The sequence below is a fragment of the Nocardia noduli genome, assembly GCF_019038455.1.
GTDB classification, from domain to species: Bacteria; Actinomycetota; Actinomycetes; order Mycobacteriales; family Mycobacteriaceae; genus Nocardia; species Nocardia noduli.
The window spans coordinates 1-20,485 of the sequence record NZ_JAFMPL010000092.1 but is presented as its reverse complement, the minus strand read 5'-3'; the positions used below and the strand labels follow the sequence as shown (position 1 = coordinate 20,485).

General features: G+C 67.2%; 17 protein-coding genes and 1 pseudogene. 9 read left to right on the top strand and 9 right to left on the bottom strand.

The features are described 5' to 3' along the window. Nucleotides 1-342: 342 nt before the first annotated feature. Nucleotides 343-504, bottom strand: coding sequence for a hypothetical protein (locus tag JZ792_RS32140; RefSeq protein ID WP_216916638.1), 162 nt, complete (start codon nucleotides 502-504; stop codon nucleotides 343-345). Between the two features lie 285 nt (nucleotides 505-789). On the opposite strand from JZ792_RS32140, the gene JZ792_RS32135 reads away from it, so the two are divergent. Both JZ792_RS32135 and JZ792_RS32130 read left to right on the top strand, forming a co-directional pair. Next, complete coding sequence (locus tag JZ792_RS32135; protein ID WP_216916636.1) at nucleotides 790-1,065, top strand: GlsB/YeaQ/YmgE family stress response membrane protein; 276 nt, start codon at nucleotides 790-792, stop codon at nucleotides 1,063-1,065. 357 nt (nucleotides 1,066-1,422) lie between these two features. Continuing rightward, the gene (locus JZ792_RS32130) at nucleotides 1,423-2,538 is read left to right on the top strand and encodes an AI-2E family transporter (protein ID WP_308165537.1); all 1,116 of its coding nucleotides are present in this window, start codon (nucleotides 1,423-1,425) and stop codon (nucleotides 2,536-2,538) included. A gap of 121 nt (nucleotides 2,539-2,659) precedes the next feature. On the opposite strand, the gene JZ792_RS32125 is transcribed toward JZ792_RS32130, so the two are convergent. Both JZ792_RS32125 and JZ792_RS32120 read right to left on the bottom strand, forming a co-directional pair. Beyond that, nucleotides 2,660-4,033 (bottom strand): outer membrane protein assembly factor BamB family protein, encoded by a 1,374-nt coding sequence (locus JZ792_RS32125; RefSeq protein WP_216916632.1) that lies wholly within the window; start codon nucleotides 4,031-4,033, stop codon nucleotides 2,660-2,662. After that, entirely contained in the window at nucleotides 4,030-5,370 is a 1,341-nt protein-coding gene (locus JZ792_RS32120; protein ID WP_216916630.1) for a hypothetical protein, read from the bottom strand. The genes JZ792_RS32125 and JZ792_RS32120 overlap by 4 nt, the downstream gene beginning before the upstream one ends. Before the next feature lie 595 nt (nucleotides 5,371-5,965). Between JZ792_RS32120 and JZ792_RS32115 the strand changes: the two genes are divergently transcribed. Further along, nucleotides 5,966-7,090, top strand: a complete 1,125-nt coding sequence (locus JZ792_RS32115) for an NADH:flavin oxidoreductase (RefSeq protein WP_216916628.1) — start codon at nucleotides 5,966-5,968, stop codon at nucleotides 7,088-7,090. 50 nt (nucleotides 7,091-7,140) lie between these two features. On the opposite strand, the gene JZ792_RS32110 is transcribed toward JZ792_RS32115, so the two are convergent. Next, nucleotides 7,141-8,463 carry a lactonase family protein gene (locus JZ792_RS32110; RefSeq protein WP_216916626.1) on the bottom strand — a complete coding sequence of 441 codons (1,323 nt, stop codon included), beginning with the start codon at nucleotides 8,461-8,463 and terminating at the stop codon, nucleotides 7,141-7,143. A 77-nt stretch (nucleotides 8,464-8,540) separates the two neighbouring features. On the opposite strand from JZ792_RS32110, the gene JZ792_RS32105 reads away from it, so the two are divergent. Further along, the gene (locus JZ792_RS32105; RefSeq protein WP_216916624.1) at nucleotides 8,541-9,425 is read left to right on the top strand and encodes a LysR family transcriptional regulator; all 885 of its coding nucleotides are present in this window, start codon (nucleotides 8,541-8,543) and stop codon (nucleotides 9,423-9,425) included. A 64-nt stretch (nucleotides 9,426-9,489) separates the two neighbouring features. Next, nucleotides 9,490-10,287 (top strand): DUF4184 family protein, encoded by a 798-nt coding sequence (locus JZ792_RS32100; RefSeq protein WP_216916622.1) that lies wholly within the window; start codon nucleotides 9,490-9,492, stop codon nucleotides 10,285-10,287. 439 nt (nucleotides 10,288-10,726) lie between these two features. On the opposite strand, the gene JZ792_RS32095 is transcribed toward JZ792_RS32100, so the two are convergent. The 4 genes from JZ792_RS32095 to JZ792_RS32080 are packed head-to-tail and all read right to left on the bottom strand — an operon-like array spanning nucleotide 10,727 to nucleotide 14,365. After that, a complete protein-coding gene (locus JZ792_RS32095) occupies nucleotides 10,727-11,710 on the bottom strand; it encodes a glycine betaine ABC transporter substrate-binding protein (RefSeq protein ID WP_216916621.1) in 984 nt (327 codons plus the stop codon). After that, nucleotides 11,707-12,444, bottom strand: a complete 738-nt coding sequence (locus JZ792_RS32090; RefSeq protein WP_216916619.1) for an ABC transporter permease — start codon at nucleotides 12,442-12,444, stop codon at nucleotides 11,707-11,709. Before JZ792_RS32090 ends, JZ792_RS32095 begins: the two co-directional genes overlap by 4 nt. Next, nucleotides 12,441-13,724: an ABC transporter ATP-binding protein gene (locus tag JZ792_RS32085; protein WP_216916617.1), complete on the bottom strand. Its 1,284-nt coding sequence runs from the start codon at nucleotides 13,722-13,724 to the stop codon at nucleotides 12,441-12,443. Before JZ792_RS32085 ends, JZ792_RS32090 begins: the two co-directional genes overlap by 4 nt. Continuing rightward, entirely contained in the window at nucleotides 13,721-14,365 is a 645-nt protein-coding gene (locus JZ792_RS32080; RefSeq protein ID WP_216916616.1) for an ABC transporter permease, read from the bottom strand. The genes JZ792_RS32085 and JZ792_RS32080 overlap by 4 nt, the downstream gene beginning before the upstream one ends. 286 nt (nucleotides 14,366-14,651) lie before the next feature. Between JZ792_RS32080 and JZ792_RS32075 the strand changes: the two genes are divergently transcribed. Then, complete coding sequence (locus JZ792_RS32075) at nucleotides 14,652-16,154, top strand: aldehyde dehydrogenase family protein (protein WP_216916614.1); 1,503 nt, start codon at nucleotides 14,652-14,654, stop codon at nucleotides 16,152-16,154. Between the two features lie 27 nt (nucleotides 16,155-16,181). On the opposite strand, the gene JZ792_RS32070 is transcribed toward JZ792_RS32075, so the two are convergent. Continuing rightward, complete coding sequence (locus JZ792_RS32070) at nucleotides 16,182-16,706, bottom strand: TetR/AcrR family transcriptional regulator (protein ID WP_216916612.1); 525 nt, start codon at nucleotides 16,704-16,706, stop codon at nucleotides 16,182-16,184. A gap of 99 nt (nucleotides 16,707-16,805) precedes the next feature. Between JZ792_RS32070 and JZ792_RS32065 the strand changes: the two genes are divergently transcribed. The 3 genes and pseudogenes from JZ792_RS32065 to JZ792_RS32055 all read left to right on the top strand — a co-directional run bounded on the left by JZ792_RS32065 (nucleotide 16,806) and on the right by JZ792_RS32055 (nucleotide 20,480). Then, nucleotides 16,806-17,717 carry a TIGR03564 family F420-dependent LLM class oxidoreductase gene (locus tag JZ792_RS32065; RefSeq protein ID WP_216916610.1) on the top strand — a complete coding sequence of 304 codons (912 nt, stop codon included), beginning with the start codon at nucleotides 16,806-16,808 and terminating at the stop codon, nucleotides 17,715-17,717. Between the two features lie 356 nt (nucleotides 17,718-18,073). Next, nucleotides 18,074-19,139 (top strand): annotated as a pseudogene (locus tag JZ792_RS32060) (aldo/keto reductase). A 27-nt stretch (nucleotides 19,140-19,166) separates the two neighbouring features. Continuing rightward, nucleotides 19,167-20,480, top strand: coding sequence for an NtaA/DmoA family FMN-dependent monooxygenase (locus tag JZ792_RS32055; RefSeq protein ID WP_216916608.1), 1,314 nt, complete (start codon nucleotides 19,167-19,169; stop codon nucleotides 20,478-20,480). Nucleotides 20,481-20,485: the final 5 nt, after the last annotated feature.

Here is a 20,485-nt window from a genome sequence, read left to right as displayed (position 1 = left end):
ACGCCCGACTGTTCAGCCATCCCTCGCACTGCGAACCACTGCCTGCCCCGGCCCACGAGCGGGTCGTGCCCGTGCCGGTGTTCTCCAGCGCTCCTGATCGTCCGTCCACATCGGCTGACATCCCACGCATTCGCCGCTGATCCGTCTCGGGTCTCGATGTGACAACAGCGGCGGCGCGGGTATGCGGCACTTCAGGGTGCGACCACCTCGACTCGGGTCGCATCCAGGCCACGATACGACCACGCAGGCCTTCGGGTTCGTGCGGCTCGCTTCGTGCGCCCCGCGGGTCTGTCCTGCCGGATGGCGATCGCAGGGCAGACTCGACGGGAGTCCCTCACGCCGTCATGCCGCCAAAGGCGGACCTTCTGCCGCTTCGGCAGTCTCACCGCTTTCGTCCACGCGGGTCGGCAGCCCCATGACCTGATCCCACCACTGACTCAACGGACTCGGGTCCGGCCACACCACGGCACCACGAATGTGGGCATTCGAATACTTCTTCGTCATCACAGACGCCCCTCGCAGTTGGATCCCCGGCAATCCATCCGCCCCGCCCTCCGGACCCGTGGAATGAACATGGAGTACCCGCCCTACCCGATATCAATCGTCACGACATGGCACCGCCCCACCGGTGTCGAGATCGGACCTTGATCAACAGGGCGAACGCCATTGCTCGGCAGGGAGATCGGTTTGCTCGTCGGTGGAGGTTTGTTCCCGAGATACGGGGTATGTCGGGCAGCGAAGCACGTTCGGACGGTGAGCGTCGGCGGTTCGTGAACAGAGGAGATGGCAATGCTGGGTTTGGGAATTCTCGGGTGGATCATCATCGGTGGACTGGCGGGATGGATCGCCAGCAAGATCATGAAAACCGATGCCCAGCAAGGCATCCTGCTTAATATCGTCGTCGGCATCATCGGCGGTCTGCTCGGCGGATTCCTGCTGAAGTTGCTCGGCACCGACGTCGAGGGCGGCGGGTTGTGGTTCAGCTTCTTCACCTGCCTGGGCGGCGCGGTCGTCCTGCTGTTCCTGGTCCGACTCGCCACCGGCCGCAATCGCGCACTGCGGTAATCACACCGAAGGTGCAGTGACGCCGGGGCGCGGTCGGTTTGTTCCGCCCGAGAGCGACCAGCCGACGGCCCTCGCCGGGGAACTATCCATCGAAGCGGTCCGAAAGCCGAGAAGGCTTCGGACCGCTTTCGCCACCGCGGGTCGATGTTTCGTCCGGCCCGCCACCCCTTCGGCCTTCGGAGACAGGCGGGCACCGCCCCGCCGACCGGAAAGGACTCCTTCTCGATGGGAGATCGTGCAGATAATGGAGGGCGCGCTCCGCACCGTGGGGCGTGCGAGACTGACGGCGTGAGTGGGACGGTGAAGAAAAGCGCTGGGACGCAACAGAATGGAAAGTCGTGGCGTGATCGTGGAGACGTGATCGGTGGCGGCCTGCTGTGGTTGGCCAAATGGTCGCTGTGCGTCGTGGCGATCGCGGCGGGTGCATGGGTACTCGGCTCGGTCGCCGCCCGGCTGTGGGTGGTGATCCTGCCCGTCGCGCTGGCGATCGTGGTGACCACGATCCTGTGGCCGCCCACCCGCTGGCTGACCCGGCGCGGGTTGCCGCCCGCGGCGGCGGCCTCGCTCGCGCTGCTGGGATTCCTCGCGCTGCTGTCCGGTGTGATCGCGCTGATCGTGCCCTCGGTCGCCGATCAAGCGCCCGAACTCGCCGACAAGTCCACCGCTGGCGTCAACCAGGTGCGCGACTGGGTCCAGGGACCACCGCTGAACATCCGCGACGAGCAACTCGACTCCGCCGTCGACGCGATCGTGCAACGACTTCAGTCCAGCGGCGCGCAGATCGCCAACGGCGTATTCACCGGCGTGACCACCGCGACCTCGGTCCTGATCACCGTGTTCCTGGTGCTTGTGCTGGTGTTCTTCTTCCTCAAGGACGGTCCACGGCTGCTGCCCTGGATGCATTCGGTGTTCGGTAACCGCAGCGGGCGTCACGTCGAAGCGGTGCTCGAACGGGTCTGGGCGACCCTGGGTGGATTCATCCGGACCCAAGCCGTCGTCAGCTTGGTCGACGCGGTGTTCATCGGCGCGGGCCTGTTCATCCTCGACGTCCCCTTGGCGATGGTGCTGTCGGTGATCACCTTCATCGGCGGATTCGTCCCCATGGTCGGCGCTTTCGTCGCCGGCGCCCTGGCCGTACTCGTCGCCCTGGTCGGCAACGGGTTGACGACAGCGCTGATCGTGCTCGGCATCGTCATCGCGGTGCAGCAGTTGGAAGGCAATGTGCTGCAACCGGTCCTGCAAAGCCGCAGCATGGAACTGCACGCCGTGATCGTGTTGCTCGCGGTGACCGCGGGCGGTTCGCTCTACGGCATCACCGGCGCGTTCCTGGCGGTGCCGGTGGTCGCGATGATCGCGGTGGTGATCCGCTACATCGGTGAGCAGATCGACGCGGTCAGCGGTCCGGCACCGGAAGCGGACGAGCCGGATCCCAGCAAGGACACCGCGCCCTCGCCCGAATCCGGCACCGCGTAGCCCCGGGACGCGATCATCCCGGCGAGGGTCACATCGCGAAGTCCACCGAGCGACGCTCGGGCGCACGCATCCGTTCTTCGGTATGAATCGGCTCCGGCCGCGAGGAGTCGGCGATTCGGTGTCAGTGTTTCAGGGGCCGGAGTCCGATTATTGTTCGGGCGCTGGCGTAGGTGTAGTGGCCCCGACCGTGTGCGGCGAGTTGGCCGAATCCGGTGAGGGCCTCGGCGTCGGTGTTCACGGCGAGGAATGGAATGTCCCAGGAGATGGCGCCGGTTCGGGGGGCGATTGCCCAGAGTCCGGTGTAATCGGAGAGGACTACGGTGTGGCCGTCCCAGCCCAGGATCATGCCCAAGCGGGTGGTGTCGGTCCGCCATAGCCGGTGTCCGGTGCGTAGGTCGAGGCCGGTTGTGGTGTGCGCGTCGGTATCTTGCAGGAGGGCGACGTCGCTGAAGATCGCCACTGCGGTGCCGGTCGTGGCGTCGGTTTCCCGGGGTGCGGAAATCAGGTCGGAGCTGGTCCAGAGGAGGCTGCCGGTGCGACGGTCATAGCCGCTGTCGCCGAGCAGAACGGGGACGGTGTCGTCGGTGGGGAGGTCGATCGAAAGGGTTTGGGTGACTGTGCTATTGGAGGTGGCAATGGTGCGGCCGGTGCGGTCGATGAGGTCGCTGCCGGTGATTTCGTGGCCACCCCATTCGGTTCGGGGGCGCACGAGCAATGCGCCGCTGGTTGCGCCGGCATCGGAGTATCCGCGCTGGGTGGTGGTCCAGGTCGGCTTCCCGCTGGCGAGGTCGAACCCGGCGATATCGGCGCCGAGGGTGAAGACGCCCTGGCCGTGGGACACGTCCAAGGCGTCGAAGGGCAGCTCTTCCCACGACGTACCCATGTCGAATGCCCGAGACCAGTACGCATCCGGGTCGGCGAGGGTGCCGGCGTGGACGCGCACGTCGTCGGATTCGACGTCGCCCTCGGCGACGTACACGCGATCATCGAGCGTCGCGATGGCGAAGGGAAACCACTTCGTCGGTGTGCGGGTGGCATCTCCGGTGGTGAGGTCGTAGCCGACGAATGCGCGGTCGGAGCTGAAACATACGACCTGGCCATCGACAGGGGTAGACCCACAACCGGTCAGGTCCGCGGCGGGGGTCTGCCAGCGCTTCGCCCCGGTGTCGGCATCGATGCCGACCAGCACCGGATCTCGCAGGTACCCGTCGTCCGGCACACCGAGCACCGTCACAAGTGTGTCACCACCGTCGACGAATCCTGTTCCGTAGGTCTCGAATTCGGTTCCCGCCCGCGGATCGCGGAACTCCGCGCCCGCTCGTCCGAACCCGGCAGCGCTCGTCGACCACGCGAGGCCGGGAGCGGAGTCCGCGGTACCGGTGATCTTGCGCGTGGTGTCCTCGGGTTGTGAAAGGACCACCACCGCACCGGCAGTGGCGACTACGGCCGCCGCGGCGGCGAGCACGAGGTTGCGCAGCCCGGGAATCGTTCTCATCGCGACACCTCCAGTCCCGGATTCGAGGCGATCGCCTCGAGTAGCTCGAACGGCAACGGTTCTTCGGGACCATCGCCGGAGGTGACCTGGATCCGGGTCCCGGACGGGTGGGTGACGGTCACCGCGCGGGTCGTTTGCGTGGAGGGTGACGGCTCCGTCGCTGTGATTCGCGATTCGCGCGTCTCGACCACCGTCCCGTCCGGCAGTCGACGGGACGTCGCGCCGTCATTCGCCGAAAGCTCCTGCGGGAGAGGCTGCCCGATAGTGATCGTCACGCTCAACCGTGATCGGCGGCCAGGTGTGGTTACCCGAACCGCCTGGCACGCCCCGCCTCTGCTTGCTGGTAGCAGCGCTCCCAGCGGCGGGTCGAGGGTCGAGCCGTCGAGTGGAATCCGCGCCAGTACCGCGTCCCATCGACGAGCCTGGGCCTGATCGATCGCGGGGGATGACTCCGCCCAGATATTGCAGGGCTCGGGTGGGTTCGGCGTTCCGGGCGGAACCGGTGCGGTGACGCGGATTCCGGGGACGGTGACGACCGCGACGAGATCATCGATGGTCAGCGGGAAGGTTCCGGTATAGCCGCTTCCGTCCGCGGCGTCGTCGGTGGCGTAGGCGTGGGCGACGGAGCCGTCGGGCAGGTAAGCGGTGGCTGAGCGCGAAAGGGCGCGAACACCGTTCGTCTCGGACCAGGTGTCGTGGGTATCGACGATCGTGCCGTCGGGAAGGCGGCGTCTCTCATCCAGATCGCCGGCGACGCACGGCGGGATCGGCCTGGTGGACTCGCGAACGGTCACCGACAGCGAGCCCGATCGGTCGCCGCGCAGCAGCGTGGCGCGCGCGTCGGTCCAACTGCCGAACCTTTTGTCCTCCGTGGGGTCGTCGAGGATCGGCTGGAATACCAGTGACCGATCCACCGGTGCGAAGGCGATCTCGACACCAGCGGGCAGCGCCGCACGCAGCGCCTGCGACATCGCGACGGCCTTGGGCCCGGAGAACCACGGATAGGACGGGTTGTCGTATTCGGGTGTTTCGAAGGTAACGATCGAAAACCCTTGCCCTGGCTGTGGCGGCTCCACGACATCACAACCCGGGATCTGCACCGGAAATGTCACCGGCGGAGTGACATGCGAATATTCGGCCGGTTCCGGCGGCGGCTCCGAAGTGGTGGGGGTGATCGGTGCGGTCGTCAACTCCGGCTCCCGCTCGTACAGCAGCCCGGCGATCAGGTAGCCGGTCGCGACGATCGCCACGCACGTCAAACCCACCGTCCAGTGGTGAACGGCGGGGGAGGGCGCGGTCGCGTCCTTTTCGAACCAGAACCGTCGCACCGTAGGCATACGTGCCTCCTCCGCACACTCACCGCCGAGGGCTCGGCCCCACGATACCGACAGTCCCCTCGAGCCCCGCCACCTGCGGTTCGAGCCCGGTCCAAGCCGCGAAAATCGCGTGCTGTCAGCCTATCTCGGCCGAAGAGCTCCGCCTAGTCGACCCGGACCCACAACTTTCAGGGGCAGCAGCGGATCCGAGCGCATTCGAGAATGCTCGGACCGACTCGGTGGTGGCGATGTGGTCGAACCGATCCGCGACGGGAGAGGTGACGTTGTCGTCTCCCTCCGTGCTCGGCACCGGAGTGCACCTCCACGGCGGCCTGGCTCACTGTCTGATCGCCCTGACAGGGACTCGCATCGCGGACGTCCTGCGGCGGCCCATCCGCCGACTGACCCGCCGCTGCGGTGTCACTGATACTCGAGGGAACCGCGCCGGTCACCGTGGCCGAATCCACAGCCGGTGTGGGAATGAACGCGGGGATCCGAAGGTTGATGCCACTGCGTCGATCGTGCCAACGGCATCGTCGCGTTTCGGAGCAGTTTCAGTCGTGACGGCGCACGACCCGGGTCGAGTGTCGCGCACTTATCGGGCCGGGAGGCACACGTGACAAGAACCATCGATACCGCCAGGGCCGGGCAGATTCTCGGCAGGCCGTTCCGTATCGGTGATCTCGCGCTGCCCAACCGGATCGTCATGGCGCCGATGACGCGCAAATTCTCGCCCGGTGGTGTGCCCGACGACGATGTCGTGCGGTACTACGCCCGGCGGGGCGCGGAGGACGTGGGGCTGATCATCACCGAGGGCACCTTCGTCGGCCATCCTTCGGCCGGGATGAGTGACCGAATCCCGCGTTTCTGGGGTGAGGACGCGCTCGCGGGCTGGGCCCGTGTGGTCGCGGGCGTGCACGAGGCGGGCGGGAAGATCATTCCGCAGCTGTGGCACGTCGGGGTGACCAGGGAAGCGGGCTCGGGGCCGGTCGCCGACGCACCGCCGGTGGGGCCCTCCGGTATCGGACTGGACGGCGCGCCCAAGGGGGAGGCGTTGAGCGCGAAGGATATCGACGATATCGTCGCGGCCTTCGTCGACGCCGCGGCCGCCGCGCAACGACTCGGCTTCGACGGTCTCGAATTGCACGGTGCGCACGGCTATCTCATCGACCAGTTCCTGTGGGAGCGCACCAACAGGCGCACCGACGGCTACGGGGGAGACCTGGAGTCGCGCATCCGCTTCGCCGAGGAGATCGTCACCGCCGTGCGTGCCGCGGTGACACCGGAGTTCCCGATCTTCTTCCGCCTCTCGCAGTGGAAATCCGAGAACTACGACGCCAGGATCGCGGAGAGCCCGGCCGAACTCGAGCGCATCCTCACTCCCTTGGCCGAGGCGGGCGTGGACGTGTTCCACGCGTCGACTCGTCGCTACTGGCTCCCGGAATTCGACGGCAGCGAGCTGAACCTGGCGGGCTGGACCAAGAAGCTGACCGGAAAGCCCTCGATCACCGTCGGTTCCGTCGGCTTGGACAAGGAATTCGTCGGCCCGGCGGGTAGGGCGTCGGAAAGCGCGGTGACCGGTATCGAGGAATTGCTCGACCGGGCCGAGCGCGACGAATTCGATCTCGTCGCGGTCGGCCGAGCCCTGATCGCCGATGCCGAGTGGGCGCGCAAGACGCTGAGCGGGCGGTCGGAGGATGTGCTGCCGTACAGCGTGGAGCACCTGTCCTCGCTGTATTAGGCTGCCGCGAGTGCCGACCAGCTGACGCGACACCGAACAGCGCCCGTCGGTCAGCCGACGGCGACGTGGTGGACACCGTGGGGCAGCGGGATCCGTTGCACGGGAGTCAAACCCGGCTCCTCGTCGGACCCGACGCGGAATATCTCGATTCCCGGCCCCGGGTCCTGCGGCACGCGGCCCTGGAACACGGTGGCGAGGAAGTATTCGCCTGTGGGGTCGAAGGCGCCGCCTTCGGGCAGGACGCCGCGCAGTGGGTAGTCGCCGATCTTGGTCACGGCTCCGGTGGCCTGGTCCATGCGTAATAGGGTCACCGACGCGTATTCGTCGTAGCCGGGGGAGCCGGGCGGAAACGCGCTGCCGCGCATGTTGACCGTGGCGATATGCGTGCCGTCGGGGCTGATGGCGAGCCCTTCGGCGGACTTGTCCGTGTCGGCGGTGGCGACGACCCGATGTTCGGTGGTCGTGCCGGGCTCGCCGAGCCGGATGACGCCGAGTTTCGAGCGGGTCGTCGGTAGTCGGTCGGCGAGGGTGGTGGCGGTGAGGTCGCGGCCCCAGTCGGAGGTCAGGTAGTGGCGTCCGTCAGGGGTGAAGCGGCCGACGAAGGGATCGGCGCCGGTGCGGACCGGGGCGCCCCAGGGTGTCACGGCCACCGTGCCGTTCGGCCGCGCGTCGACCGAGAAGAACGCCACGCGGTCCTGGGTGGTGATGTTGACGGCCAGTGCACGGCCGCCGGGATGCCACTGGACGTTGGTCGCCAGTACGCCGCCCCGGGGGCCGGGGGAGTTCCCGGTGATGCCGAGGGCTGCCAGGTCGAAATCGGTCGGCGAGCCGAATTCTGTTCCACTCCAGGGGATCAGCTGCAATCGCGTGGAGTCGGTACCGTTGGACACGACGGCGATGTGGTTCCCGTCGGGGCTGACCGCGATGGCCTCCGGCGTCGGGGCTGTGGTCGCGGACGCGGTGAGCGTCATCGTGTTCTCATCGGAAATACGCACGGCGGCAAGCTGATTCCCCGGCGGCAGTTGTCCCGCCGTCGTGTCGCCGGTCCCGCGGCGTCCGAGCCGTTCGGCGACGAAGGCGGTGGAACCGTCGGGGGAGAGGGCGAGGACTTCGGGTGCGGCGGTGACCGAGTTGGAGATTTCGATCTCTTCGGTGCGGACGGTGCCGTCGATAATGCTGGTCGCGGTCAACAGGTCGCGGTGACCGGCGTCGGCGGGCGGGAGGACTCCGTCGGCGTAGGTGCTCGCGAGGTAGTCGCCGTCGGAGATCGCGACGACGCGTTCGAGGGTGATGCCGGTCGTGGGATCGCCGGATCCGCAGGCGGCGACGACGCCTGCGGCCAGACAGAGGCTGAGGGCTTTCATTCCGGTCATAGGCCCAGTGTCGGCGCGACTGTGATCGCATTTCAATCGGTATATCGGAGGCTGTGATAGTGAAATACGATCACAGCGTGGATCTTCGGTCGATCGAATGCTTCCTCCGGGTGGCGCAGACCCTGCATTTCGGGCGGGCGGCCTCGGAGTTGCACCTGAGCCAACCCGCGCTGAGTCAACGGATCCGAACTCTCGAACGTGATGTCGGCGCTGTTCTGCTCGATCGCGATCGGCGCGGTGTCCGGCTGACCGAGGCCGGACGGGCGTTCATCGAGCCCGCGAAAGCGGCTGTCGCACAGGGGGAGCGAGCCGCCGATGCCGCGCGTCGGGCCGAGCGGGGGTTGCACGGGCGACTGCGGCTCGGGTTCACCGTGATCGCGTCCTACACGGCATTGCCGGGGGCGATCCAGGCATTTCGCCGCACCTGCCCGCAGGTGACCCTCGACCTGCTCGAAATCAATTCCCCCGCTGTGGAAGCGGCGTTGGATCGCGGCGAGATCGACCTCGGTGTACTGCACCCGCCTCTGGAACGTTCCCATCTGCGAACTCGCGCACTGCCCGACGAACCGTTCGTCCTGGCGATTCCGGCGGGACATCGTCTGGCCGGGCTGTCGAGTATCGGCTTCGCCGATCTGGCCGGAGAGCCGATGCTCGCCGCCCCGCGCAGCGTCGGGCCCGTCCTGTTCGATGCCATGACCTCGTGTCTGCGCTCCGCCGGTGTCGAACCGAGGATCGTGCAGGAAGCAACGCCGGTGACGACACTGGCGGGCCTGGTCGCCGCGGGCGCGGGGATCGGATTCGTGACCCGCGGGGTGGCGGCGGCGACTCGTCCCGGCGTCGTGTTCCGCGAGGTGGCGGGTGCGCCCGCTGTGCCGATGGCCGTGGCCTGGGCCGAATCGGATAACTCGGCGATAGGTCGACGCTTCCTCGACGTGGCGGAAGCCCATTTCTCGTCGGTCTGAGCGGGGTCGTGCCCCGCACGGCGATGTCCTACCGAGGATTTCTCCGCCGGATAGTCTCGGTCCGGTGCCGTTCACCCTCGCCCACCCGGCGGCCGCGCTCCTGCTCCGTCGCCACCTGCCTTTCCCGGCTCTCGTGGCGGGCACGATGGCACCGGACGTGGTCTATTACCTGCCGCTGTCGCTGCCCGTGCGGACCCATGCGACAGCGGCACTGCCGGGGTGGGATCTGCTGTTCGGATTCGCCCTGCTCGCGATCTTCCGCCTGACCGCGAATCCGCTGCTCGCCCTCGCCCCGTCCGGGCTTCGTCGGCGAATCCCCGCGTTCGACAGCGGGTTTCGCTCGGTCGGGGAGTGGGTGACAGCGGCTGTCGCGATCGTCGTCGGCGCGGCGACGCATCTGGCATGGGACGCGTTCACCCAGACCGATGGCGCGGCGGTGCGGCAATGGGCGTGGTTGCGGGTCAGTGTCGTCGAACCGCACAAGCTCTACAACGTGATCGGATACGCGTCATCGATCGGCGGGATGGTGCTCGTGGGTGTGGTGGCCGTGCGCTGGTACCGGCGTGCTCCCGTGATCCGGGCTGTCGATCCGACCCCCACGTGGTGGAGTCTCGCACTGCCCATGATCGTGGTGTTCGCGATCATCTGCGGTGTGGCGGTGGTCGGCGGTGGTCACGACAGTGGGTACGACGCTGTCCGGGCCGGTCTGATCGGCGCGGTTCGAGGCTGCGTGGTGGCGGTGGCGCTCTATGCGGCAGCCTGGCGCCTCGCGGCGAGGCCGGTGAACCGATTCAGGACCGGCGGTAGAGCCGCTGACAGGGCAGGGGTTCCATTTCCCCGGTCACGCAATCGTCGACGCTGACCGTGCCGGTCGGGCGGAGCCTGCGCATCTCGGCGGCGAATTCCGTCGCGGCGGACTCTTCCGCGCGATAGTGCAGCACGGGCATGCCCTCGATGCCGAACTCGACCGATACGTGACGCTCCATGACCGCTACCGATTGTTCTCGTGGGAGATCGTTTGCTCGGTCGAGGCCGATGACGTGTGGCATCCGATGATTCGAACCGATCGGATGGTCGGCGAGAGTGTGAGCAACACGCCTCCACTTCGAGATGACTGGCAGTCCCCGGGAACGGGATCGGACCACGGTAACATGGTTACCAGCAGGCGAACAGTCGAGCGGGTTGAAACAGGAACATTTCCACTGTCGAAGCGTTGTCGGCCCTGTTCGGGTCGGCGAGTCCGGTCGAACGGCTCCATCGTCGGATTTCCTACTGTTAGCTGGACGTGGATTCCGGTGGTTCTACTCGATGAGTCCTTCGCTCTTCAACCAGTCGTAGGCCACGTCCGCGGGATCCTCGCCGTCGATGTCGACGCGACCGTTGAGTTCCTGCATCAGCTGATCGGTGAGACGTTCGGAGATCGTCCCGAGCAGGGGCCGCAGTTGCGGGTATCGGTCGATGATCTCGCCGCGCACGACCGCCGTCCCGCTGTAGGGCAGGAAGAACTTCTTGTCGTCGTCGAGGACCACCAGGTTCAGATTCTTGACCCGGCCGTCGGTGGTGTAGACCATGCCGAAATTGCACGGGGAGCTCTTGGCCGTCGCGGTGTAGACGACGCCCGCGTCCATGCGCGTCACGTTGCCGGACGGAACTCCGTTCGCGGTGTTGTAGGGGATGCCGTACTTTTCCAGCATCGGAATGAAACCGTCGGAGCGGCTGAAGAATTCGTCGTCGACGCAGAAGGTCCGGTCCGGGACGGGGAGCGCGGCGACATCGGAGAGGGATTTCACCTTCAGGCGATCGGCGGTCGGAGTGGACGCGCCGAAGGCGTAGGTGTCGTTGAAGTTGGCGGGCGGGAGCCACTCGAGGTTGTGATCGCGTTTCTCGACGTCGTGCACCCGCTGCCAGAGTTCGCCCGGGTCCGAGATGATCTCGGTCTCGTTGTGGTAGTTGACCCAGCCGGTGCCGGTGTATTCCCACAGCACGTCGGCGTCGCCGTTGAGCTGGGCCTGCCGGGACGAGGCCGATCCCGGCGCACCGGTCAGGTCGGTGATGTCGGCCCCGGCCGCGGCCAGGTAGGTCGCGGTGATCTTGCCCAGCAGCACGCCCTCGGTGAAACTCTTCGAGGTGACGGTCAGCTTCGCGCCGTCGAGTGGTCTGTCGCCGCCGGGCAGGCTCGCGTCGTGGAATGTTCCCGAGGAACTCACCAGTCCGCATCCGGCCAGCGATATCGCCGCGGTCAACGCGCAGAGCAGTGTGACAAGTCTGGCTCGTCGCGATCTCATGAGACTCCTCGCGGTGTCGCGGCCAGTTCGACGAGTCGACCGAGCCAATCGATGATCAGCGCGAGCAGTCCGACGAGGATGGCGCCGGAGATGAGCAGTTTCGGCAGGAAGAGCGTGACGCCGGTCGTGATCAGGGTGCCCAGGCTCGTCGCGCCGATGAAGGTGCTCAGTGTCGCGGTGCCGACCAGGATGACCAGCGCGGTGCGCACACCGTTGAGGATCACCGGCACCGCGAGCGGCAGTTCGACCTGGAACAACGTCCTGGCGCCCGAGTAGCCGATGCCGCGCGAGGCCTCGATCGTGCGCTGGTCGACCTGTCTGAGCCCGACGATTGTGTTCTGCAGGATGGGCAGGATCGCGTAGACGACCAGGCCGACGATCGCCGTGCGGAAACCGGTGCCGAGCCAGAAGGTGAACAGCACCAGCAGGCCGACGGCGGGGGCGGCCTGGCCGATATTGGCGATATTGACGGCGATCGGTTCGAACCGCTTCAACGCGGGCCGGGTGAGTGCGATACCGAGCGGAATAGCGACGACGACCACGATCACGGTCGCGACCACGGTCAGTTCGACGTGTTCGAGGATGGTGGTCCGGAGGTTGTCCCAGCCCAGCGACGCCTGCTCGGTCGCGGTGAATTCCTGGGACCGGTACCAGAAGATGTAGCCGATACCGACGACGAGAATGATGATCGGCTCGAACCATACGTCGATCGGGACGCGGCGCAACCGGTTCATGACTGTCCGGCCGATCCGGGGCCCTCGTCGGCGGCGATCACCGGTGTCGGTGTGGGATCGCTGCCGTCGACGTAGGTCTCGTAGGACGGGTCCTCTCCGTCGGAGTGGCCTTCGGCCAGTTTGTCGCGGATCACCTCGGTCACCGAGCCGATGCCGAGCGAGCCGAGGACCGCACCGCGGCCATCGGTGACCAGGGTCGCGCCCTGGCTGGTGGCGAGCATGGCGTCGAGCGCGTCGTTGAGGGTCGAGGACTGGGCGACGACGGGCAGCCGCCGATCGAGGAAATCCGAGACCTCGGGCTTGCTGGCGAGTTCGGCGAGCGTCGGCCACGACCGCGGCCGCCCGGCCCCGTCCACGACGACCACCCAACTCTGTCCCGCGGCCTTGGCACGGGCGATGACCGCCCCGGAGGATTCGCCGACCCGCGCGGTGATCACCTCGTCGAAGGGCACATCACGGACCCTCGACACGGTCAGGTAGGCCAGTTTCGCGCCGGATCCGACGAACTCCTCGACGAACGGGGTGGCCGGGCTGGTCAGAATCTCCTCGGGTCGCGCGTACTGCTCGACATGGCCGCCCTCGGACAGGATGAGCACCTTGTCGCCGAGTTTGGTGGCCTCTTCGAAATCGTGGGTGACGATCACGATGGTCTTGCCGAGTTCGTGCTGGATCGCGATCAGGCTGTCCTGCAAGCGAACCCGGGTGATCGGATCGACCGCGCCGAACGGCTCGTCCATGAGCAGCACCGGCGGGTCCGCGGCGAGCGCGCGTGCCACGCCGACCCGCTGCTGCTGTCCGCCGGACATATCCTTGGGCAGCCGGTCGGCGAAGATCGCCGGGTCGAGACCGACGAGATCGAGCAGGTATTCGGTCCGTTCGGCGATCCGCTTCTTGTCCCAGCCGAGCACGCGGGGGATCGCGCCGACGTTCTTGGCGACCGTCCAGTGCGGGAACAGGCCACCGGACTGGATGACGTAGCCGATCGACTGCCGCAGTCTGTCGGGATCTTCCTTGGTGACGTCACGATCGCCGATGAAGATCCGGCCCTCGGTCGGCTCGATCAGCCGGTTGATCATCTTGAGGGTGGTGGTCTTGCCGCACCCGGACGGACCGACGAACGCGACGATCTCGCCCGCGTCGATCTCGAGGTCCAGGCGCCGCACCGCCGGTTCTTCCTGGCCCTTGTAGCGCTTGACCACCGAGTCGAGCCGGATGGAAGCGCCGGTCACGTTCCGCTCGGGGGCGGTCGGGGCGGGTCTGCTGGTCACAGCGTCGGTCATGACAGTCCCTTTGCGATGGTGAAGCGTCCGAGCAGGACGAGCAGGGCGTCGAACACCAACGCGATGACGACGATGAGGATGGTGCCCGTCAGTGCCATCTCCAGCGCGTTCGCGCCGCCGAGCCGGGACAGGCCGTTGAAGATCAGCGAGCCGAGACCGGGGCCTAGCACATAGGCCACGATGGCGGCGACCCCGACGATCATCTGGGTCGACACCCTGATGCCGGTGAGGATCACCGGCCAGGCGATCGGCAGTTCGACGGTCAGCAGGATGCGCCGACGCGAGAGCCCGATACCGCGCGCGGATTCGATGACCGATTCCGGTACCGAACGCAATCCGACGATCGCGTTACCGATGACGGGCAGCGCGGCGAAGAACGTCAGCATGACGAACGACGGAACGACGCCGAGTCCGAACGGGACGAGCAGTAACGCGAGCAGGGCCAGCGACGGAATCGTCAGGGCGACCCGGCTCGAGGTCAGCGTGAGGGCCGACACGAGCGGGAGTCGATACACCGCGACCGCGACGAGCACCGCGACGAGGGTGCCGACCAGCACCGTCTGGAACGCCAGGGACGCGTGCTGATATGTCAGGAACGTCAGAAACTCCCCCCGCCCCCGGATGTAGTTCCATAGATTCACGGGATTCCCATCGTCAGCCGAATACCGGTCGAGATTTCCTTACCGAGGTTCACCGGACGCGCAGCCGTCGAAGACTAATCGAATCCACGTGTCCACTCCGAACGGCGCGCGGGGTGCGAATCGCCGATCTTGTCCAGCTTTTCCCGCCATCGCGGACGCGAAACACATTCGGCCTCTCGCTCGAACCGGACAGACATCAGACATAACCGTCGGGCCACGGGTGCGGCCAGTATTACAGTCGGGCTGATCGAAACTCGGCACCGTCGGCGAACGAGAGAAGGTCGCGATGCTCCTCCACGACGAGCCCTCGCTCGGCTCACCGGGCCTCTACATCGACGGAAACTGGGTGCACCCCGCCGGTGGCGGCACCAGACAGATCTACGATCCAGCCGACGGCACGGTGATCGCCGTCGTCGGCGAGGCTGATCGCGCGGACGCGGTGCGGGCGGTCGCGGCGGCCCGCGCGGCGTTCGACGAGGGGCGCTGGGCCGCCACCACCACCGAAGAGCGGGCCGCGCTGCTGGTTCGTCTCGCCGGACTGCTGGCGGGACACCGTGACGAGTTGGCGCGAATCGAGACACTCGACACCGGTAAGACGCTGCGCGAGAGTCTGCTCGACATCGATGACGTGATCGCGGTCTTCCGCTACTACGCCCACCTGGTCACCACCGAGACGGACCGACTCGTCGACACCGGGAATCCGGCCGTGATCAGTCGCGTCGTGCACGAACCGGTCGGGGTGTGCGCGCTGATCGCCCCCTGGAACTATCCCCTGTTGCAGATGTCGTGGAAGATCGCGCCCGCACTGGCGGCCGGATGCACGATGGTCCTCAAGCCGAGCGAGGTGACGCCGCTGAGCACACTGGCGCTGGTGCGCCTGCTCGACCGGGCCGGAGTGCCACCCGGTGTGGTGAATCTGGTGCAGGGCGACGGCGCCGTCGTGGGGCCCGCGCTCACCGAAACCCCCGACGTCGATCTGATCTCCTTCACCGGCGGTCCGACGACGGGGGCGGCCATCGCGCGAGGGGCCGCCGAGAACGTCACGCGGGTGACCCTGGAACTCGGCGGCAAGAATCCGCATATCGTCTTCGCCGACGCCGACTACGACAGTGCCGTCGACGCGGTGCTGACCGGAGCGTTCCTGCATTCCGGGCAGGTGTGCTCGGCGGGTACCCGGCTCATCGCGCACGCGTCCATCGCCGAGGTCTTCGTCGCGGAACTGGTCCGCCGCGCCGCCCTGATCCGCGTCGGTCCCGGCATCGACCCGTCCTCGCAGACCGGGCCGTTGGTGTCGCCGGAGCATCGAGCGAAAGTGGAAGAATATGTCGCGCTGGGTATTTCGGAAGGCGCGGTACTCGTCGCCGGTGGTGGGCGCCCGGCCGACCCCCGGCTCGCGGACGGAAGCTACTACCTGCCAACGATTCTGGACCACTGCCGCCGCGAGATGCGGATCGTCCAGGAGGAGACCTTCGGCCCCATCCTCACCGTGGAGCGATTCGAGACCGAGGCCGAAGCCGTCGCACTCGGGAACGACACCTCCTACGGGCTCGCGGCCGGTGTCCGGACCGGCGATCCGGCCCGGGGTGAGCGGGTCGTGCGTGCGCTGCGGCACGGAACGGTGTGGCTCAACGACTTCGGGGTGTACACGCCCGGTGCGGAATGGGGCGGTTTCGGACGCTCGGGCAACGGCCGTGAGTTGGGGCCGAGTGGATTGGCCGAATATCGCGAGACCAAACACATCTGGCACAACACCGCACCGGCCGTCGGTGGCTGGTTCGCCGAGCGGTGAGGGGGAATCCCGCCGCGACGTCACCGTTCAGGATCGCAGTCCGTCCAGCACCACGGTGAGCAGTGGATCCTCGGCCCGCGCGCCCGGTCGGCAGACGGCGAATTCGAGTACCCGCACGATATCGGCCGCGGTGAGATCTCCGCGCACGCTGCCCTCGCGCTGAGCGTCGAGCGTCAACCGTTCGAGTATCGCGTTGGTCCGCGTGATGAGTTCCGCGACAACGGGACCGGCTTCGGGAGTCTCGCGCAGGGTCCGTGTCATGGCCAGTGGCAGACCGACACAGTGCACGACCACCGCGCGCAAGGCCTCCCATCGGGTCGGGTCGGGGTCGTCGCGGGCGCGCTGTGCGAACGCGAGCAGATCACGCAACGCGTCGACGGCGATATGTTCGACCAGGGTCCGGCGATCGGGGAAATGGCGGTAGAGCGCGCCGACGCTGAGGCCTGCGCGGTGGGCGATGGTCTCCATGGACGCGGCGCCGCCGTGCTCGGAGAAGACGAGGAGCGCGGCATCGGTGATCGACGCTCGGTTGCGTTGCGCGTCAGCCCTCATCCCACTTCTCTTCCGCTCGACATTGTGAACCCTCGATTCACCTTACTGGTAGCCTCGACATCGGAATATGAATGTGGGATTCACCTTTAGGGGGCTGCGTTGCGCATCGGTCTCTACATCGGCGGCACGCCACCGATCGACCACGTGCTCGACCGGATCCGGGCGGCGGCAAGGGCCGGATTGGACAGCGTCTTCCTGAACCAGGTCTTCGGCTGGGACGCGATCACCGTCGCGGCGCTCGCGGTGCGCGAGGTGCCCGATATCGAGCTGGGAACGGCGGTCGCGCACACATTTCCGCGACATCCCCTCGCGCTGGCCTCGCAGGCGCTCACCGTCACCGCGCTCGGACCGGGCCGCTTCACGCTGGGGATCGGCCCGAGTCATCCGCACGTCGTCGAGAACATGTTCGGGCTGAGCTACGAACGTCCCGCTCGCCACATCCGCGAATACCTCTCGGCGCTCGTGCCGCTGCTGCGCGGGGAGACCGTCGACTACCGGGGCGAGACGTTGCGGGCCGCGGGCACGGTCGAGGTTCCCGGCGCGGTCGCGCCGCCGGTGCTGCTGTCGGCATTGGGGCCGACCATGTTGCGCATCGCGGGCGAACTGGCCGACGGCACCGTAACCACCTGGGCCACACCGCATATAATCGCCGACCATATCGCGCCCCGGCTCTCGGCCGCCGCCGCGGCGGCGGGACGGCGAGTGCCGCGGATCGCGGCGGTCGTGTCGACGGCCGTCACCGCCGACCCGGACGCGTTCCGCCGGGAGTTGGCGCGGCAGACCGCGGGGGTGTCCGACCTGCCGAGCTATCGAGACCTCCTGGACCGCCAGGGCCTGAGCGGAGTCCACGAGACCGCACTGCTCGGATCGGAAGAGGTGGTGGCCGAGGGAATCCGCGCGTTCGCCGCCGTCGGCACCACCGATCTCGTCCTCAGCGTGCGTGGCGGCGACGAAGAACAGCGCCGCACACTCGACCTCCTGGCGTCGCTGCGGCGCGACGGCCCGCGATGACCGCCTGCTTCGAGTAGTCCGCCGCGGCGCGGTCCGGCGTAGAGTGAGCGGTCACGCGAATTCGCGCACGTCGATGGGAATCATTCGGTCCTTCGTGATTTTTTCTGCTGTGCGCCGTCGACCCGCTCGATAATTCGAATCATCCTGCGGATATATATCGCGACATCGATACGCGGCCCTCCCCGTGCCATTCATCGGATTTTCTTCGCAATTGTCGTAGCGGAAGTTCGTTGATCGCATCCCGTCGAGATTCCAGACTTGGTCTGCGCGTGTCCGAAGTGAACGGCGCGGCACGTCTCTCACGAATGTGCCGGAGTCCCGGACGCGCTCGCACCGACGAAGGATGGGATGGAGCATTGAGTTACCGCACGCTCGGCAGGACCGGAGTCAAGGTCAGCCCGCTGACCCTGGGCGCGATGAACTTCGGTTCGCGTGCCACCGGCCGATCACGACGAAGCGATCCGGATCATCCACCGGGCTTTCGACGCGGGCATCAATATCGTCGACACGGCCGACTCGTATTCACAGGGGGAGAGTGAAACGATTGTCGGCAAGGCATTGAAGGGTCATCGCGACAATATCGTCGTCGCGACCAAATTCCACAGTCAGTGGGGCGACGGGGTCAATACCCGCGGTAGCTCGCGCCGATGGATCTTCCAGGAAGTCGAGAACTCGCTGCGCCGACTCGATATCGACTACATCGATCTGTATCAGCAGCACAAACCCGACACCGAGGTCGATATCGCCGAGACCGTCGGCGCGCTGGACGACCTGGTACGCCAGGGCAAGATCCGCTACTACGGGACCACGACCAACGAACCGCATCTGCTCGTCGAGGCGCAGTGGGCGGCGACCCGGGACGGACGCAGCCGCCCCGCGACCGAGCAGGCCCCGTATTCCATTCTCGCCAGGGGTGTCGAGCGCGCGACCCTGCCGATCGCGGGCAAGTACGGGCTCGGTGTGCTGACCTGGAGTCCTCTCGCGGGCGGCTGGCTGTCGGGCAGACATGTCGAGGGGAGTGAGGCCGGGCCGTCGGCACGTGCCGCGCGCCAGCCCGACCGTCACGATCCCGACCTGCCGATCAACCGGACCAAGCGCGATATCGCGATCCGCCTCGGTGAGCTGGCCCGGCAGGCCGGGCTGAGCCTGCCCGAACTCGCCGTCGCGTTCGTGCTGAATCATCCGGACGTGGACAGCGTGATCGTCGGTCCGCGCACCTTCGACCACCTGGAGAGCCTGCTCGGTGTCCCCGACATCGTGCTCGACGAGTCCGTGCTCGACGCGATCGACGAGATCGTCCCGCCCGGTGTGACTCTCAACCGCGCGGACGAGGGCTGGCTGCCTCCGTGGCTCAAGAACGAGCCCGCGTCGCGACGACGCCACCATCCGGTCCGCGCGACGGCCGCCCTCGCGGCCGTCTGAAACCCGCTGTCGGGGTGAGGTGAGGTCATGTCGGGACAACCGCCGCTGCATCTGGGTGTCAACTGCCCGGGACTCGGGTCCTATCGCAACGCCTGGCGTCGTGACGGTATCGATCCGCTCGGCACCGCCAATCCGGATTTCTATGTGCGCGTGGCTCGAACGGCCGAGCGCGGACTCTTCGACGCGATCTTCACCGCCGACGTTCCCGCGCTGACGCCGAGCTGGGAGACCGAACCCCAGCGTGCCACGCTCGATCCGGTACCGGCGCTGACCCTCGCCGCCCACGAGACGGAATATGTGGGCGTGGTGGCCACGGTCTCCTCGACGTGGCACCACCCGTACAACCTGGCGCGTTCGATCGCCACGCTGGATCGGATCTCACGCGGGCGGGCCGGATGGAATGTGGTGACCAGCTACAACCCGCTGGTCTCGCCGAACTACGGACTCGACGTGCTGCCGCCCAAGACCGAAAGGTACGCCAGGGCACGGGAATTCCTCGATGTGGTGCAGGATCTGTGGCACACCTGGTCGCCGGAGGCGATCGTGGCCGACAAACGCGACGGACGCTACGCCGCGGCCGACGGCGTCCGACCGATCCGGCACCGCGGGGAGTTCTTCTCCGTCACCGGCGGCGGACTGGTGCCGCCGTCACCGCAGGGCATTCCCGTCGTGTTCCAAGCGGGCGGATCGGCCGACGGCCTGGACCTGGCCGCGCGTCACGCGGACGCCACTTTCGTCGCGGCCGCGACCATCGATGCCGCACGCGACTACCGCGCCGGACTCGACGCGGCATCCGCGGCCGCCAGGACGCCGGGGCGCAAACCCGTGCTCGCCCTGCCCGGCCTCGTGCTCACGCTCGGATCGACCGACGAGGAGGCGCGGCGACGACGCGAGGAACTCGCCGACCCGGAATCCGAGGCCGCGACGCTGGCGATGCTCGCACAGCGGCTCGGCATCCCCGCCGAGGACATCGACCTGGACTCCCCACTGGCACTGGACGACTCGCATTTCGAGAAGCAGCGCCACGCGACCTCGGAGGGGTTCCTGCGCTCACTGGCCTCGCTCGGCGAATCCGGCAGGACGGTGCGCGAGATCGTGCGCGACGGCATCGGTCATCTCGCCGTGACCGGAGGCCCGAAAACCGTCGCGGACACGATCGAGGCGTGGTTCTCGACCGGCTACGTCGACGGCTTCAACATCATGTTCGACGTGATCGACGAACGTTTCGATCCCTTCGTCGACGAAGTCGTTCCCATCCTGCAGGAGCGCGGACTCTTCCGTCGCCGCTATCACGGCACCACCCTGCGCGATCACCTGGGACTTCCCACCCCCACGTGGTGATCGCC

Excerpts from the sequence above, each read along its gene's own strand:
- JZ792_RS32075 (WP_216916614.1), top strand. The coding sequence starts at position 14,652 with ATGCTCCTCCACGACGAGCCCTCGCTCGGCTCACCGGGCCTCTACATC.
- JZ792_RS32055 (WP_216916608.1), top strand. The coding sequence starts at position 19,167 with ATGTCGGGACAACCGCCGCTGCATCTGGGTGTCAACTGCCCGGGACTC.
- JZ792_RS32110 (WP_216916626.1), bottom strand. The coding sequence starts at position 8,463 with ATGACCGGAATGAAAGCCCTCAGCCTCTGTCTGGCCGCAGGCGTCGTC.
- JZ792_RS32070 (WP_216916612.1), bottom strand. The coding sequence starts at position 16,706 with ATGAGGGCTGACGCGCAACGCAACCGAGCGTCGATCACCGATGCCGCG.
- JZ792_RS32085 (WP_216916617.1), bottom strand. The coding sequence starts at position 13,724 with ATGACCGACGCTGTGACCAGCAGACCCGCCCCGACCGCCCCCGAGCGG.
- JZ792_RS32095 (WP_216916621.1), bottom strand. The coding sequence starts at position 11,710 with ATGAGATCGCGACGAGCCAGACTTGTCACACTGCTCTGCGCGTTGACC.
- JZ792_RS32135 (WP_216916636.1), top strand. The coding sequence starts at position 790 with ATGCTGGGTTTGGGAATTCTCGGGTGGATCATCATCGGTGGACTGGCG.
- JZ792_RS32090 (WP_216916619.1), bottom strand. The coding sequence starts at position 12,444 with ATGAACCGGTTGCGCCGCGTCCCGATCGACGTATGGTTCGAGCCGATC.
- JZ792_RS32125 (WP_216916632.1), bottom strand. The coding sequence starts at position 4,033 with ATGAGAACGATTCCCGGGCTGCGCAACCTCGTGCTCGCCGCCGCGGCG.
- JZ792_RS32140 (WP_216916638.1), bottom strand. The coding sequence starts at position 504 with ATGACGAAGAAGTATTCGAATGCCCACATTCGTGGTGCCGTGGTGTGG.
- JZ792_RS32120 (WP_216916630.1), bottom strand. The coding sequence starts at position 5,370 with ATGCCTACGGTGCGACGGTTCTGGTTCGAAAAGGACGCGACCGCGCCC.